The organism is Paenibacillus sp. V4I7, assembly GCF_030817275.1.
Classification (GTDB): Bacteria; Bacillota; Bacilli; order Paenibacillales; family NBRC-103111; genus Paenibacillus_E.
This window is the reverse complement of record NZ_JAUSZD010000002.1, coordinates 6,285,812-6,299,418: the sequence shown is the minus strand read 5'-3', so window position 1 is coordinate 6,299,418 and position 13,607 is coordinate 6,285,812. Positions and strand designations below refer to the sequence as shown.

Sequence of the window (13,607 nt, the reverse complement as noted above, 5' to 3'; positions counted from 1 at the left end):
AAGCGGGCAAGAGCAGCGATGTATCATACGCGGGCGCTCTTGCCTTCCTTATTTGGGAACCCATGCAAAGGTAAAGAGACAACGAAGAAAGGCTTCACTTTGTGGGGATTATCGTGAGCTGTAGGGGGAGTTACCATGACTGAACATGACTATTTATTGGAAATGAATCAAATCTCCAAAGAATTCCCCGGCGTCAAAGCGCTGGATAACGTTACCCTCAAAGTTCGCCCGGGAAGCGTGCATGCGCTGATGGGAGAGAACGGTGCGGGCAAATCGACGCTGATGAAATGCTTGTTCGGTATTTATAAGCCGGATGGTGGAGAAATCAAATTGAATGGCGAAGTTGTTTCCATTCAAAGTTCGAAAGATGCTTTATCAAGCGGCATTTCCATGATCCATCAGGAGCTTCATCCGGTTCCTCATCGTAACGTAATGGAGAATATTTGGCTTGGCAGATTTCCGCTAAAAGGGATCGGACCTTTGAAATTAGTGGATCATAAGAAGATGCGCAGAGATACAGAGAGCTTATTCAAACAGCTCCAGATGGATATTAATCCGGACACACTGGTAGGAACATTATCTGTTTCTAAGGTGCAGTCCATTGAAATTGCCAAGGCTGTGTCATTCAATTCGAAAGTCATTGTTATGGATGAGCCGACTTCTTCACTAACGGGTAACGAAGTTGAGCAGCTGTTTCGCATCATTCGCGACCTGAGAAGTCGTGGCGTTTCGATCATCTATATTTCACATAAAATGGAAGAAATTCTTGAAATTTCTGATGAAGTGACGATTATGCGAGACGGTACCAAGATCGGTACGTGGGCTTCGTCGGAGTTAACGACCGACATGATTATTTCGAAGATGGTCGGACGAGATCTGAAGGAGCGTTTCCCTGAGCGCAGCAATGTGCCGAACGGTGTATTAATGAAAGTCGAAGGACTGACTTCTATCATTCCAAGATCATTTAAGAACGTATCCTTTGATCTTCGTAAGGGAGAGATTCTTGGAGTCGGTGGTCTTGTTGGTGCTCAGCGGACGGAGTTGATTGAAGCTTTGTTCGGGATGAGAGGTGTTGCTTCCGGCAGCATTTCCATGCATGGCAAGCAAGTGAAGCTCAAGTCGCCGATCGATGCTATTAAGCAGAAAATCGCTTTGCTCACGGAAGAGCGTCGTGTAACGGGTATTTTCCCCGTACTATCTGTTCTTGAAAACACCGTGATTGCGAATTTGGGCAGGTATATGAATCCACTGGGCTTTATTAACGAAGCTAAACGTAAAGTAGAAGTCGAACGAAGTATCGAAATGCTTCGGGTGAAGACACCGAATATGCACGCGTTGATCAAGAACCTGTCAGGTGGTAACCAACAAAAGGTGCTGCTTGCCAGATGGCTGCTCACAGAACCGGACGTGCTTCTGCTTGATGAACCGACACGGGGAATTGACGTAGGTGCTAAATTCGAAATTTACTCCATCATCGCTGACCTTGCGAAGCAGGGGAAAAGTATTATCATGATCTCTTCTGAAATGCCCGAACTGTTAGGGATGTCAGACCGAATCATGGTCATGTGTGAAGGACGCCTTACAGGCATTGTAGAAGGAAATAAAGCAACGGAAGAAGAGATCATGCGCCTTGCTGCACAGCATATGGCATAATGGAGGGGGCCAAGAACCATGAGTACGAAGACAGAAACATTGAAATCCAGAGACATTAGTGGGTTCGTCACCAAATACGCAATCTACATCGTGCTAGTCGTGTTAGTTATCGGTATCGCGATATATGATCCACGCTTTTTATCCGTAAATATCCTTCGAGATATTTTACTGCAGTCATCCACACGCGTCATTATCGCCTTGGGTGCGGCATTCATCTTGATCACAGGGGGAACCGACCTTTCGACAGGACGTATCGTCGGCTTGACCGCCGTTATCTCCGCTTCCATGCTGCAAACGCAGGAGTATGGTCGAAGATTTTTCCCGAATTTGCCGGAGCTGCCATTGATCGTGCCGATTCTTATTGCGATTGCAGCCGGTCTATTAGTAGGTTTGATCAATGGGATCATTGTTGCAAAATTCAAGGTTCCACCGTTCATCGCAACTTTGGGTACGATGGTAGCCGTATACGGAGCTAACTCCTTATACTTTGATATGAAACCGAATCAGTCACAGCCGATTGGCGGATTAAGATCAGATTTCAGTCAGCTGGGAACAGGCGCGATCGGAACCGGTTCTACGTATTCCATTCCTTACATTGTCATTATTGCCATTGTTGTATCTATCATCGTTTGGATTGTGTTCAACAAAACGAAGCTGGGGAAATATATGTACGCCATCGGCGGCAACATTCACGCAGCGGTCGTTTCAGGTATTAACGTAAACCGTTACCTCATCTACATCTATGCGATTGCTGGCGCTTTGTATGGTCTGGCAGGGGTGCTGGAAGCAGCAAGAACGGGTGGCGCAACGAATAACTACGGGAATATGTACGAGCTTGATGCAATCGCAGCTTGCGTCGTCGGTGGTGTATCCACTTCCGGTGGTATCGGAACTGTACCTGGTGTTCTTGCAGGGGTTTTAATTTTCAGCGTTATCAACTATGGTTTGACGTTTATCGGAATTAGTCCTTACTGGCAGTTGATTATTAAAGGTGTAATTATCGTCGCGGCTGTTGCCTTCGATATGCGCAAATACATGAATTCCAAATAATTATAGTTAAACACCAAGAACGCTCCATCTCATTTGGTTATAGGTAATAATGTGAAACAGGCTGTCGCGATTTAACGACAGCCTGTTATCCTGTATAAAATGAAAGCGATTACTGACGTCTGTAGGAGGGCATAGTCATGGCAAATCGTAATTCGGCTAGCTGGAGAAAGCGACTATTTTCGGTTTCTTTGAGAATTAAAATTGTAGGCACATTTGTTATTGTATCTTTACTCGTTGCAGTAACCAGCGGCATGTCGTATACATACTTGAATAAAGTGGATAGTTCTTATTCCAAGCTCTTGAAAGATAATGTCACTATTCTTCGAAATGTCTCTGAGATCAAAGAGAAAACGCAAATACAGAACAGCATGCTGTTCGGATACGTTTTAGACCCTACGAAGGACAAAGAGAAGCTTTTGACGGAAATGAATGGAACACTTTCTTCGATCATTACTCAGATGGGAGAGGTTTCGAAGAACGAGGATGAGCAAAGTGCTATCCAATCCATGGTAGACTCGAACATGACATTTGCTCGTCTAGTGAAGAAAGTGACGGAATACGCAGACAAAGGGAATGTGGCTTTAGCCAAAGCTGAAGCGATGCAGTGGGCTATTCCGACAACGGAAACATTGACGCAGGCTGCCGCGAAGATTGAAGAGCTGGAAAGGAAAGTCCAGGAGGAAGCTTCTGCACGCAATCATGATGTGGTAGTATCGACCGTTCAAACGTTGATCTGGGTCAGTGTCGCAGCTTTTCTTTTCGCCTTGGCCATCGGCCTCTTGCTATCTCGCATGATTGTCAATCCCATACGTTCTATGGTACAAGCGGCTGAACGAATTGCAGCATGCGATTTAACGGTTGGTGACATTAACGTCAAGAATAGGGACGAATTACGACATTTGGCTACCGCTTTTAATCAAATGAAAGCCAATCTGCATAGCTTAATTAGTCAGGTAGGAAGCAGTGCCCAGCACGTCGCTGCTGCATCGGAGGCGCTTAGCAGCAATTCTGAACAAGTTAGCGAATCTTCGGAACGTATTACATACACAGTCCAGGACATTTCGATGGGTACGGATGCGCAAGTGCGTAGTGTACACTTGGGAGTCTCCATCATGGAGGAAATGTCAGCAGCCGTCATTCAGATTGCAAGTGTCACGCAGTCGGCTAACCAGCAGTCTTTCCTCGCACAGAAAGAGGCAGGGGAGGGCAATGAGGCAGTCGAGACAGCGATAACGCAGATGAATGCTATCTATCAGAAGATGATGGAACTTGCTGAATCCGTACAGAGGCTCGGTCAACGGTCTGAACAAATCGTCAATGCGAATTCGATGATTGCAGGTATTGCGCGGCAGACGAACATGCTTGCGCTCAATGCCTCCATTGAAGCGGCACGCGCCGGAGCCGCTGGTAAAGGCTTTGCGGTCGTCGCCGACGAGGTCCGCAAGTTATCTATGCAGACGGGAGCAGCTGCGGAAGAAGTCGCTCATCTTGTTTCCAGTATTCAGGATGAAACAAGAGAGGTTGTTAGTTCCACCGAGGCTGGGAGCCGAGAGGTGCAGACGGGACTTGAAGTGGTCGGCGTAGCGCGGGATACCTTCAAACGTATTCGCGGTGCGATGGACGAAGTTGCAAGGCAGATCGAGGAAGTGGCGGGAAGTTCGGCCGCTATTTCCGAGAAGACACGCGCAGCAACGGATGTGATTCGCGCGATCGATGAAGTCGCCGGACAGACCGCTGCGGGAGCAAGAAATGTATCTTCCAACATCGAGGGTCAGTACGCAAGCATGGAGGAGATCGTCTCCTCGGCGACAGTACTGAACAGCATGGCTGCTGATTTGCAGACATTAATCGGAAGATTCCGCGTGTGAGGAGTATAGCTGACTCCGATAAGGCTCTTAGGACGTGAAACGGCGAAATAACGGATCCTCGTTCCTCTTAGCTCGTGAAAATGGGGTATTTTCCGCAAATAAGGCATCCACGTTCCGTTTGCGGAACATGCAATCGTAACTAGCTTTTAACACAAATAAAGGACCTGAGGCAGCGCCTCAGGTCCTTTATTTACAGATAAGAATTTATATGCTTTGGGGTAAGCGAAGCTTACCCCTTATTTATTTGAGTTGGGAGAAAGGTCGAAATACATGAACTTGAAGGATATTTGATTGGATTATATCCAATGATGTCTCATGACTTCGGCGGTTGAGGTTAGTTTCATTGGATTTATACAGTGGAATATGTGGAGGAAATAGCTCAGAAGAGCTGGTTTTAGAGCATTCTGTTGGATTAACTCCAATGAAAGCGGGCAAATAAAGTGAATGAACCTGATTTGATTGTATTTTATCCAATGGAGCAAATGAGAGGAGATTGTCGGTTATGTGTATACAAGATATTAACCGTAGGGAAATTGAAGGAGCGCTATCTCGTGGACCGGATCGTGGAGTATGTGAAGCGCATTGGGCCGTATGACAAGGTGCAAATGATAGAGGTGCCGGACGATAAGGCACCGGAGAGCATGAGCCCTGCTGAGGAGCAGCAGGTGTGTATGAAGGAGAGCAATCAGTGGCCTTTGTGATCTGCGGCTTGCTGGAGCTATCGAGCGAGCTGCCGCACCAGCTGATGCGGTTGGTGCGGCAGATTTATCGAGCTATGCGGATAAATCGGGGGGAACCGTATCACAAGTAATAACACAGTCCATGACTATTCCACTTCGATCGCTTTTACGGTTTCGCCCTCAATTAATACGGGCTGGTAGTAGGTGTTGGTGGGCAAGTCTTTTTTGCCTTGTAAATTCTTAATGACCCAGTCCGCTGCGTCGCGTCCCATTTGTTCTTGGGGGTGGGTCAGCGTCGTTAGTTTGATATTCGCGTTTTTGGCGATATATGAATTGTCCTGGCCAATGATGGATAGCTCGTCTGGAATGGAGATACCCAGTTTTCTGCAGACATGTACGACTTCCAAGCCTACCTCGTCGTTGTAACACACAAGCGCAGTCAAGTCATCCCGATTGTCGTTCAGATACACTTCCAAGTTAGCGGACAGGTCCGACTTCGTCGCCGTATCGAAAGAAAGCACATGCTCTTGCTGGAACCGTAATTTGGCTTCCCCAAGAGCCTTGATAAATCCCTTCATTCTATACTTCCCTTGCAAATCATCCATTTTCGCGATGATGCCGATCTGGGTATGTCCTTTGGCAATCAGCTCCCGAGTTGCTAGATAGCTGGACAGCACGTCATCCAGACAGAAGAAAGGAACCTCCAACTCTTCATAATAGGCATTGATCATCGTGAACGGAACCTCACGCTCCTTAAAAGACAGGTAGTAAGCGATATTGGGGTTGTATACATTGCTTCTGGTAGGTTCTATAATCAGTCCATCCACACCGTAGGACAGCATCATTTCTAACGCCTTTTTTTCCTGGGAGATATCGTTATTTGTACTGGCTAACAGCAAGGAATAGTTATCTTCATTTAATCGCCTTTCAATGCCGCGGATAATGGAGGGAAAGATGTAATCCGAGATATAGGTCGTGATGACGCCAATCGTTTTATTCATGGCTTTCCCACCCGTTTTGGACCGGTATTGGGTGCTGACGTACGTGCCGGATCCTTTCTCGCTTCTTAGGAAACCCTCGTTCGATAACTCCAAAATAGCCTTTCTAACCGTCTGCCGGCTAACGTTGTAGTCCTCCTGCAAAGCGAATTCCGAAGGGATTTTCTCGCCTGCTTTGTACGTTCCCGAGAGGATATTACTTTTAATCTCATCTATGATGATCTGGTACTTTGGCTTCATGCCATCCACTTCTTTCATCGTTGTTCGAAAAGTTGTACGTACACATTCTAACATAAATTGCATGAAATGCAAATGAAGTGATACTTATTTATGATTTCGACGGTACAAATTCCATGCTTATCCTAAGGGAGACGCTACGAGGAGACGAATAGGGATGGTACTGCAATTTATGTTAGTATAACTATTAGATTATATTGACAAATGTACGTACAGAAAATATACTAAGGCTATCAGTAAGAGAAAGCGCCTTCTTTCGATCGAAATCGTTCGTTTGTCTCATCGAGTGAACGGTTCGATCGGAATCAGGCTATTATACGCGTTTGGGTTTAAGCCACGAACAGAGAGGGGAGATACGTGATTATGAATCATGTAGACTTGAAAGAAGCGATAACCAAGGGTGAAACTTCGCTAGGTATCGAATTCGGATCTACGCGGATCAAAGCGGTGTTGATCGATCGTCGTTTCGAGACCATCGCATCGGGAAGCTATGAGTGGGAAAATCTGTTGAAAGACGGATATTGGACGTACAGCCAGGAGGATATTATTAAAGGCCTCCAAACCGCTTATCGTGAAATGAAGCAGGAAGTGGAACGAAATTACGGGGTCACCCTCCGGACCGTGGGTTCGATCGGGTTTTCCGCTATGATGCACGGCTATATGGCATTCGACAGCACGGGTGAGCTGCTGGTACCGTTTCGGACTTGGCGCAACGCAACAACCGGCGCGGCAGCTAGGGAATTAACGGACTTGTTCCAATTTAATATCCCCGAGCGCTGGAGTATCGCTCATTTGTACCAAGCGATATTAAATCAAGAGGAACATGTGCCTCGCATTGATTTCGTAACAACGCTGGCTGGATATATTCACTGTCTGCTGACCGGCAATAAAGCGATCGGCATCGGAGATGCTTCCGGCATCTTCCCTATTGATGAAGCAAGCCGTAATTACCATCCATCGATGGTTAAGCAATTCGATGAACTTATCGCAGCCAAAGGCTATCCGTGGAAGCTTGAGGATCTTCTTCCTAAAGTATATCTCTCCGGCGAGCTAGCTGGTGAACTAACAGAGATGGGGGCCGGCATTCTGGACCTGGCCGGGGATCTGCAGCCTGGTATTCGGCTATGTCCTCCAGAGGGCGATGCCGGCACAGGCATGGTTGCGACGAATAGCGTCAGGAAGCGTACGGGTAACATTTCCGTGGGCACTTCCGTTTTTGCGATGATTGTATTGGAGAAAGAATTATCCAAGGTTTATCCGGAGATCGATATGGTCACGACGCCGAACGGTAGTCCGGTCGGCATGGTGCATGCCAACAACTGCTCCAGCGACCTCAACGCCTGGATGGGATTGTTCCGTGAATTCTCCGAAGCCATGGGATACGGTGTAGATTCCAGCAAATTGTTCAGCGTGCTATTGAATAAGGCATTGGAAGCCGACCCGGATGGCGGAGGTTTGCTTAGCTACGGTTATCTCTCGGGCGAGAATATTACGGGAATCGACAAAGGCCGGCCGTTGTTCGTTCGCTCGCCAGAAAGCAACTTTAATCTGGCTAATTTCATGCGAACGCACTTATTCACTGCTTTCGGAGCATTGAAGCTCGGAATGGACATTTTGACCGAAAACGAACAAGTGGCCATTGACAGCATTTTGGCTCATGGCGGCCTATTCAAGACTCCTGTCGTCGGGCAAAAAATCTTAGCGGGCGCGCTGAACGTACCGATCTCGGTCATGTCCACGGCCGGCGAAGGCGGGGCATGGGGCATGGCGCTTCTGGCTTCATATATGATCAACAAGGATCAAGAAGAGAGCCTGGATAACTTCCTCGAGCAAAAGGTCTTTAAAAATGTCGAAGGACAGGAGATTGCTCCGGATGCAACGGATGTAAAAGGGTTCCAAGCATTCATCAAACGATACCAAGCAGGGTTGGCCATCGAACAGGCCGCAGTAGACCATCTGCTAGAGAACGGGAGGGACTAACGTTGTTAGAACAACTGAAAGAAGAGGTATATCAAGCGAATCTGGATTTGCCGAAGCACGGACTCGTAAAATTTACTTGGGGCAATGCGAGCGCCATCGATCGGGAAAGCGGCCTGTTCGTGATCAAACCGAGCGGAGTCAGCTATGAAAAGATGAAACCGAGCGACATGGTTGTTGTGGATCTCGACGGTAATGTGGTCGAGGGAGAGCTGAGACCTTCCTCCGATACCGCGACTCACGCCGTGTTGTACAAACACTATCCGCAAATCGGCGGCATCGTGCATACCCACTCGACCTGGGCAACCATCTGGGCGCAAGCGGGATTGGATGTACCCGTCATGGGAACGACGCATGCGGACACCTTCTATGGCGCCGTGCCTTGCGCCCGTTTCTTGAACCAAAAGGAGATTGACCGGGGGTACGAAGCGGAGACGGGCCGTGTCATCATCGAAACGTTCGAGGAGCGCGGGCTGGATGTCATGGCAATCCCGGCCGTCCTGCTCCAGGGACATGCGCCTTTCACTTGGGGGAAAGATGCGAAATCGGCAGTCGTGAACAGCGTCGTGCTGGAGGAAGTTTGCAAAATGAATTTGTACGCGCGGCAATTGAATCATTTTGCAAAAGAACTGCCTCAAGGCATTCTGGATAAACACTATCTTCGGAAACATGGGAAAGATGCCTACTACGGGCAGAAGTAATAGCCTTACTTATTATTAAATACAGAAAAGAGGATGATTAAGATGTCAATAACAGCAGCTAAACAGTTTTGGTTCGTCGTAGGTTCGCAACATCTGTACGGGGAAGAAGCGCTGGCTGAAGTAAAAGCTCACGCGCAGACAATGACAGATGCCTTGAATAATAGCGGTGTGCTCCCTTATCCGCTTGTCTTGCAGGACCTGGCAATAAGCGCGGATAAAATTACAAGCATCATGAAAGAGGTCAACTATCGCGATGAAGTGGCGGGTGTCATCACATGGATGCATACGTTCTCGCCTGCAAAAATGTGGATTCGCGGTACGAAAATGCTGCAGAAGCCTCTGCTTCACTTGGCAACCCAGTTCAATGAAAGCATTCCTTGGGCAACGATTGACATGGACTTCATGAACCTGAACCAAGCCGCTCACGGCGATCGCGAATACGGCTTCATTAATGCCCGTCTGAAGAAACAAAATAAAATCGTCGTAGGCTACTGGGAACGTCCGGAAGTGCAGCAGCAGATTGCGGATTGGATGGACGTAGCGGTTGCCTATAACGAAAGCTTCAACATCAAAGTCGCCCGTTTCGGCGACAACATGCGCAACGTTGGCGTTACGGAAGGGGACAAGGTCGAGGCCCAAATTCAATTCGGATGGACCGTGGACTACTACGGCATCGGCGACCTCGTACAATACGTGAATGCCGTTACAGAGCAAGAAATTGATGATCTGATGGGCCAGTATGCGGAGCTCTACGAATTCGATTACGGCACGAACAGTAAAGAAGCCTGGGAAGCGAGCGTCAGAATCCAAGCGAGCTATGAAATTGCCATCAAACGTTTCTTGGATGAGAAAGGTTATAATGCCTTCACGACGAACTTCGAAGATTTGCATGGAATGAAACAGCTTCCTGGTCTTGCCGTCCAACGTCTGATGGCGCAAGGCTACGGCTTTGCCGGCGAGGGCGACTGGAAGACGGCTGCGCTCGATCGCTTGCTGAAAGTGATGAGCCGCAATCAAAACACAGGCTTTATGGAGGATTACACTTACGAGATGGCGGCTGGTCAGGAAGCGATCCTGCAATCCCATATGCTCGAAGTAGATCCGAGCTTGGCAAGCAACAAACCGACAATCATTGTTTCCCCACTCGGAATCGGCGATCGTGAAGATCCGGCGCGTCTGGTATTCGACGGTAAAGCCGGAGAAGGCGTCGTCGTATCCATGGCGGACTTCGGCACTCATTATAAATTGCTGATCAACGAGGTTTCCGCATTCGAGCCGACGGTTTCGGCTCCTAAGCTTCCCGTGGCTCGTGTACTCTGGAGCGTGAAGCCGAACTTCCAGGATGGCGTGAAAGCCTGGATAGAGAATGGTGGCGGCCACCATACCGTCGTTTCCTTGAACCTGACGACAGACCAAATCGTGACCTACGCCAAGCTGGTTAACTTGGAATACGTCGTTATTAAGTAGTCTATAATTAAGGCGTAAAGAAGGCGGACCCGAGACAATCGAGGAGTTCAGAACTGATGGCGGATCCCGAAAAGGAGAAGATGGACAGCGGGACGTCGCCGCTTCCTTGAGCAAAATGTAAAAACCGTTTCTTTCGTAAATGGCTGATCATTATGCACAGTTGACTCCTATTTCTGAATTTATTGGAGTGCTGGCATCACATTTAGGTAATTTCCTTATAAATCTCGCTACATCCATTTAGTGGAATACTCAACACTTTGGACAGAACATCGTGATAAGTGGGCTTATATATGTATGACTTGAAGGGTACCGGTTCATTCAAAGTCAGAGCGAGAGAGATTGATAATTTTTACCAAGACGTTGTGCCGATACTTGGAACAATCCCTCAAATGAATGACGCGAGCTTACAATTCCTTCGTAATGTACACAAAATTGTTGCTGAAGCGATTGGGAATTATGGCGGGAAATTGTCGGATTTGTAATTGCTAAGGGCATCCAAAAGGACAATGTCATTAAGTTAGGCTCAAAGACAAGACCGTGAATAAAAATAGAATCCAAAACGGCATGGGAAAAGCCCTGTGCCGTTTGTTTTCTTGCGCCAGCAAGGAAAAAGCGTACAGCAAACAAAGCGGATGAACTTTCCGCTTAAAAAAATGTTCATATGAAACGAATTATGCTACTCTGTAGACGAAGCTAACAACGGATTTGTAGCGGATTTTGCGCGTATTCTGCTGTCCTGGGCGGATGGGTCGAATCGGCAAAATGTTTTTGCGAATCAGTGCTTCAACATCGGGCGGGGGTTCATCGTCCCTTGAGCGCAGGAAATGTCTACAAACGTGAACGGCAACTGTGAAGTTGACTTGGTATTGGTGCCGTTTATCCATTTGGGAAATGACTACGTGCGAGGTAATCATTTCAGCGAAATTGTACATGATCATTCTTGCGAAAATCTCTTGGGTGATGGACTCTTGTCTCTTTGCGTGAAAATTCGTCAGACCTACCGTGTATTTTAATGCCCTGAAAGAGGTTTCGATGCCCCATCGCATGTTGTAAATGGACTTGATTTCATCGGGTGGGAAATCAGCGGCAGAAAGATTCGTAATGACGGTTTCATAAGCGCCATTTGGCAAGACGAAACGAACAACCCGAAAGGAAATCGGGTAAAACAAGTTCTCATGCAAATCCAAAAAATCAAAGGTAGACGTGGAAGGGACGAACTTGTAAATCTCGGGATGAGCCCTGACCTCTTTGGTTTGTTTTTTGGTGAGTGTCAGATGAACGTCCAGATCAAACGCTCCGCCAGAGGGCAAACACAAACCCGAAAGAATACCACTGGAATCCAAATCCTTTACCCGTATGACATAATTCCACCCTTTTCGTTCAATATGAGCGAAATTGTTGTAACTTTCATAACCTCTATCGGCAGTAACAATGGTTTTGCCCTTGATGGGGGAACGGTCAACCATAGCAGCCAGCGCCCTTCCCTCATTGCTCAACCTTCGTGGCTGAATAATCGCATCCACGTAAAGTCTATTGCACAAGTCATAGGCTGTGTTCAAATGCAGAAGGTTATAGCCTTTTGTGTTCGGTTGACTTTGAAAATAGGTGTCCGTGTCCGCAGAGTCAGTTGCGATATGCAAATCCGAACCGTCAACGGCAAGTAATCGATACCCACGGTAGTCCTTGATATCGGTATACGATTGCGTAAATTCGTGAAACAAGAATTCCACAGCAGATGGCAGGATTTTATTCCTCTGTTGGACAAATGCAGAGGTGGTTGCGGTATTTACGTCATAGCCCTGCGATTCCAAGAGTTCCTTATATAAGCTGTTGCCCCCCATTGAGATCAGGAGTTGCATAACCGTTTCAAAGGGAAGCTTTTTCTTTCGGGTAAAATCTTTTTCGGGGTTTTTGACAAAAGGTGCTGGTGCAGCTGACATTTCTCGTATGAGGGATGTCAGTGTTTCTTTTAGCGAATTCGAGTACTCATCCATTGGCGTAACCTCCTCGTTTTTTCAAGGGGCTTCGCCACACATTTCCAACTGCTTGTCAAGTTCTTTTTTCTTTTGGACGTAAAAAAAGAGCGGGTTATCTTTTCGATAACCTGCTCTTTTTCTTGATTTTGGCCTTTCGCCTTAACTTAATGACATTGTCCAAAAGGATGCCCTTTTTAGCCGTTATAGTGTTTACGGTGAACCTTACCATAAGTAAGGCTAATTGGACCGTCAGGTTGATCCTGACGGTTTTTCTTTATTCTAGTGCCTAATCTCGCACTTCTAAGATAAGTTCAATTTCCACCGGTGTGTGAAAGGGCAGATCGCTTGTACCAATTGCTGAACGAGCATGTTTACCCTGCTCACCGAACACTTCCACAAGCAAGTCGGACGCGCCGTTGATGACATAGGGTTGATCGCCAAAGCCCGGTGCGCTGTTGACGAAAGCAAGCATTTTCACGACTTTAACAACTCGATCCAAATCTCCCAGATATCCCTTCATAACAGATAAGCAATTGATAATGGTTTGACGAGCTGCTGCTTGTCCTTGCTCGATGGATACTTCACGGCCAAGTTTACCTTCATACATCAGCTCGCCGTTAATACGACAATCCTGACCGGATAAATAAATGAGATTCCCAGTTTGATTGCAAGGAAGATACGTGAAACGTGGTTCTGGGGATGGGGGAAGTGTGATGCCTAGCTCTTGTAGACGTTGTTCAATTTGGGACATAGTATTGACCTCCAAGTCATTGGATGATTAAATCGAGTCTTTCGATTCATTTGTTATGCCTCTTTACTCAGGATCCATGGTCGCCAGTTTTCGGTAATAAAGTCATTCAGCGACTAATACATGAAAGTGAGCATCCTGGTTGCCAATGTTGTATTTTCTGCAACAATTCCCACTCCCAAAGGCATTTTGGCATGTTGAAGTTGTAGTTTGTGCAACATTTCGAACCCTTTTGTTGCGAAATGACCTATA

General features: G+C 47.1%; 10 protein-coding genes and 1 pseudogene. 8 read left to right on the top strand and 3 right to left on the bottom strand.

The window, feature by feature from the left end; all coding sequences use genetic code 11:
* The first annotated feature begins 135 nt into the window (after positions 1–135).
* From QFZ80_RS29490 to QFZ80_RS29475, 4 genes and pseudogenes are all read left to right on the top strand, one after another.
* Positions 136–1,653 (top strand): sugar ABC transporter ATP-binding protein, encoded by a 1,518-nt coding sequence (locus QFZ80_RS29490; protein ID WP_307562304.1) that lies wholly within the window; start codon positions 136–138, stop codon positions 1,651–1,653.
* Between the two features lie 18 nt (positions 1,654–1,671).
* Entirely contained in the window at positions 1,672–2,703 is a 1,032-nt protein-coding gene (gene mglC / locus QFZ80_RS29485; protein WP_171642657.1) for a galactose/methyl galactoside ABC transporter permease MglC, read from the top strand.
* Positions 2,704–2,840: 137 nt separating this feature from the next.
* Complete coding sequence (locus QFZ80_RS29480; protein WP_307562301.1) at positions 2,841–4,571, top strand: methyl-accepting chemotaxis protein; 1,731 nt, start codon at positions 2,841–2,843, stop codon at positions 4,569–4,571.
* A gap of 482 nt (positions 4,572–5,053) precedes the next feature.
* Positions 5,054–5,382: pseudogene (locus tag QFZ80_RS29475) on the top strand (23S rRNA (pseudouridine(1915)-N(3))-methyltransferase RlmH).
* A gap of 15 nt (positions 5,383–5,397) precedes the next feature.
* Here QFZ80_RS29475 and QFZ80_RS29470 read toward each other — a convergent pair.
* Positions 5,398–6,489 carry a GntR family transcriptional regulator gene (locus tag QFZ80_RS29470; RefSeq protein WP_307562299.1) on the bottom strand — a complete coding sequence of 364 codons (1,092 nt, stop codon included), beginning with the start codon at positions 6,487–6,489 and terminating at the stop codon, positions 5,398–5,400.
* A gap of 360 nt (positions 6,490–6,849) precedes the next feature.
* On the opposite strand from QFZ80_RS29470, the gene QFZ80_RS29465 reads away from it, so the two are divergent.
* The 4 genes from QFZ80_RS29465 to QFZ80_RS29450 all read left to right on the top strand — a co-directional run bounded on the left by QFZ80_RS29465 (position 6,850) and on the right by QFZ80_RS29450 (position 11,113).
* Positions 6,850–8,466, top strand: coding sequence for a xylulokinase (locus QFZ80_RS29465; protein WP_307562297.1), 1,617 nt, complete (start codon positions 6,850–6,852; stop codon positions 8,464–8,466).
* A 2-nt stretch (positions 8,467–8,468) separates the two neighbouring features.
* Positions 8,469–9,164: an L-ribulose-5-phosphate 4-epimerase gene (locus QFZ80_RS29460; RefSeq protein ID WP_307552201.1), complete on the top strand. Its 696-nt coding sequence runs from the start codon at positions 8,469–8,471 to the stop codon at positions 9,162–9,164.
* Positions 9,165–9,206: 42 nt separating this feature from the next.
* Positions 9,207–10,631 (top strand): L-arabinose isomerase, encoded by a 1,425-nt coding sequence (gene araA / locus QFZ80_RS29455; protein ID WP_307562294.1) that lies wholly within the window; start codon positions 9,207–9,209, stop codon positions 10,629–10,631.
* A 290-nt stretch (positions 10,632–10,921) separates the two neighbouring features.
* Positions 10,922–11,113: a hypothetical protein gene (locus QFZ80_RS29450; protein WP_307552205.1), complete on the top strand. Its 192-nt coding sequence runs from the start codon at positions 10,922–10,924 to the stop codon at positions 11,111–11,113.
* A gap of 189 nt (positions 11,114–11,302) precedes the next feature.
* Here QFZ80_RS29450 and QFZ80_RS29445 read toward each other — a convergent pair whose 3' ends face one another.
* Complete coding sequence (locus tag QFZ80_RS29445) at positions 11,303–12,625, bottom strand: IS4 family transposase (RefSeq protein ID WP_307556960.1); 1,323 nt, start codon at positions 12,623–12,625, stop codon at positions 11,303–11,305.
* A 268-nt stretch (positions 12,626–12,893) separates the two neighbouring features.
* A complete protein-coding gene (locus QFZ80_RS29440; RefSeq protein ID WP_307562292.1) occupies positions 12,894–13,358 on the bottom strand; it encodes a RidA family protein in 465 nt (154 codons plus the stop codon).
* Positions 13,359–13,607 lie beyond the last annotated feature (249 nt).

Bases quoted from the DNA above. Each gene is read 5' to 3' on its own strand.
- QFZ80_RS29440 (WP_307562292.1), bottom strand. From the start codon at position 13,358: ATGTCCCAAATTGAACAACGTCTACAAGAGCTAGGCATCACACTTCCC.
- QFZ80_RS29490 (WP_307562304.1), top strand. From the start codon at position 136: ATGACTGAACATGACTATTTATTGGAAATGAATCAAATCTCCAAAGAA.
- QFZ80_RS29470 (WP_307562299.1), bottom strand. From the start codon at position 6,489: ATGAAGCCAAAGTACCAGATCATCATAGATGAGATTAAAAGTAATATC.
- QFZ80_RS29450 (WP_307552205.1), top strand. From the start codon at position 10,922: ATGTATGACTTGAAGGGTACCGGTTCATTCAAAGTCAGAGCGAGAGAG.
- QFZ80_RS29445 (WP_307556960.1), bottom strand. From the start codon at position 12,625: ATGGATGAGTACTCGAATTCGCTAAAAGAAACACTGACATCCCTCATA.
- QFZ80_RS29465 (WP_307562297.1), top strand. From the start codon at position 6,850: ATGAATCATGTAGACTTGAAAGAAGCGATAACCAAGGGTGAAACTTCG.
- araA (WP_307562294.1), top strand. From the start codon at position 9,207: ATGTCAATAACAGCAGCTAAACAGTTTTGGTTCGTCGTAGGTTCGCAA.
- mglC (WP_171642657.1), top strand. From the start codon at position 1,672: ATGAGTACGAAGACAGAAACATTGAAATCCAGAGACATTAGTGGGTTC.
- QFZ80_RS29480 (WP_307562301.1), top strand. From the start codon at position 2,841: ATGGCAAATCGTAATTCGGCTAGCTGGAGAAAGCGACTATTTTCGGTT.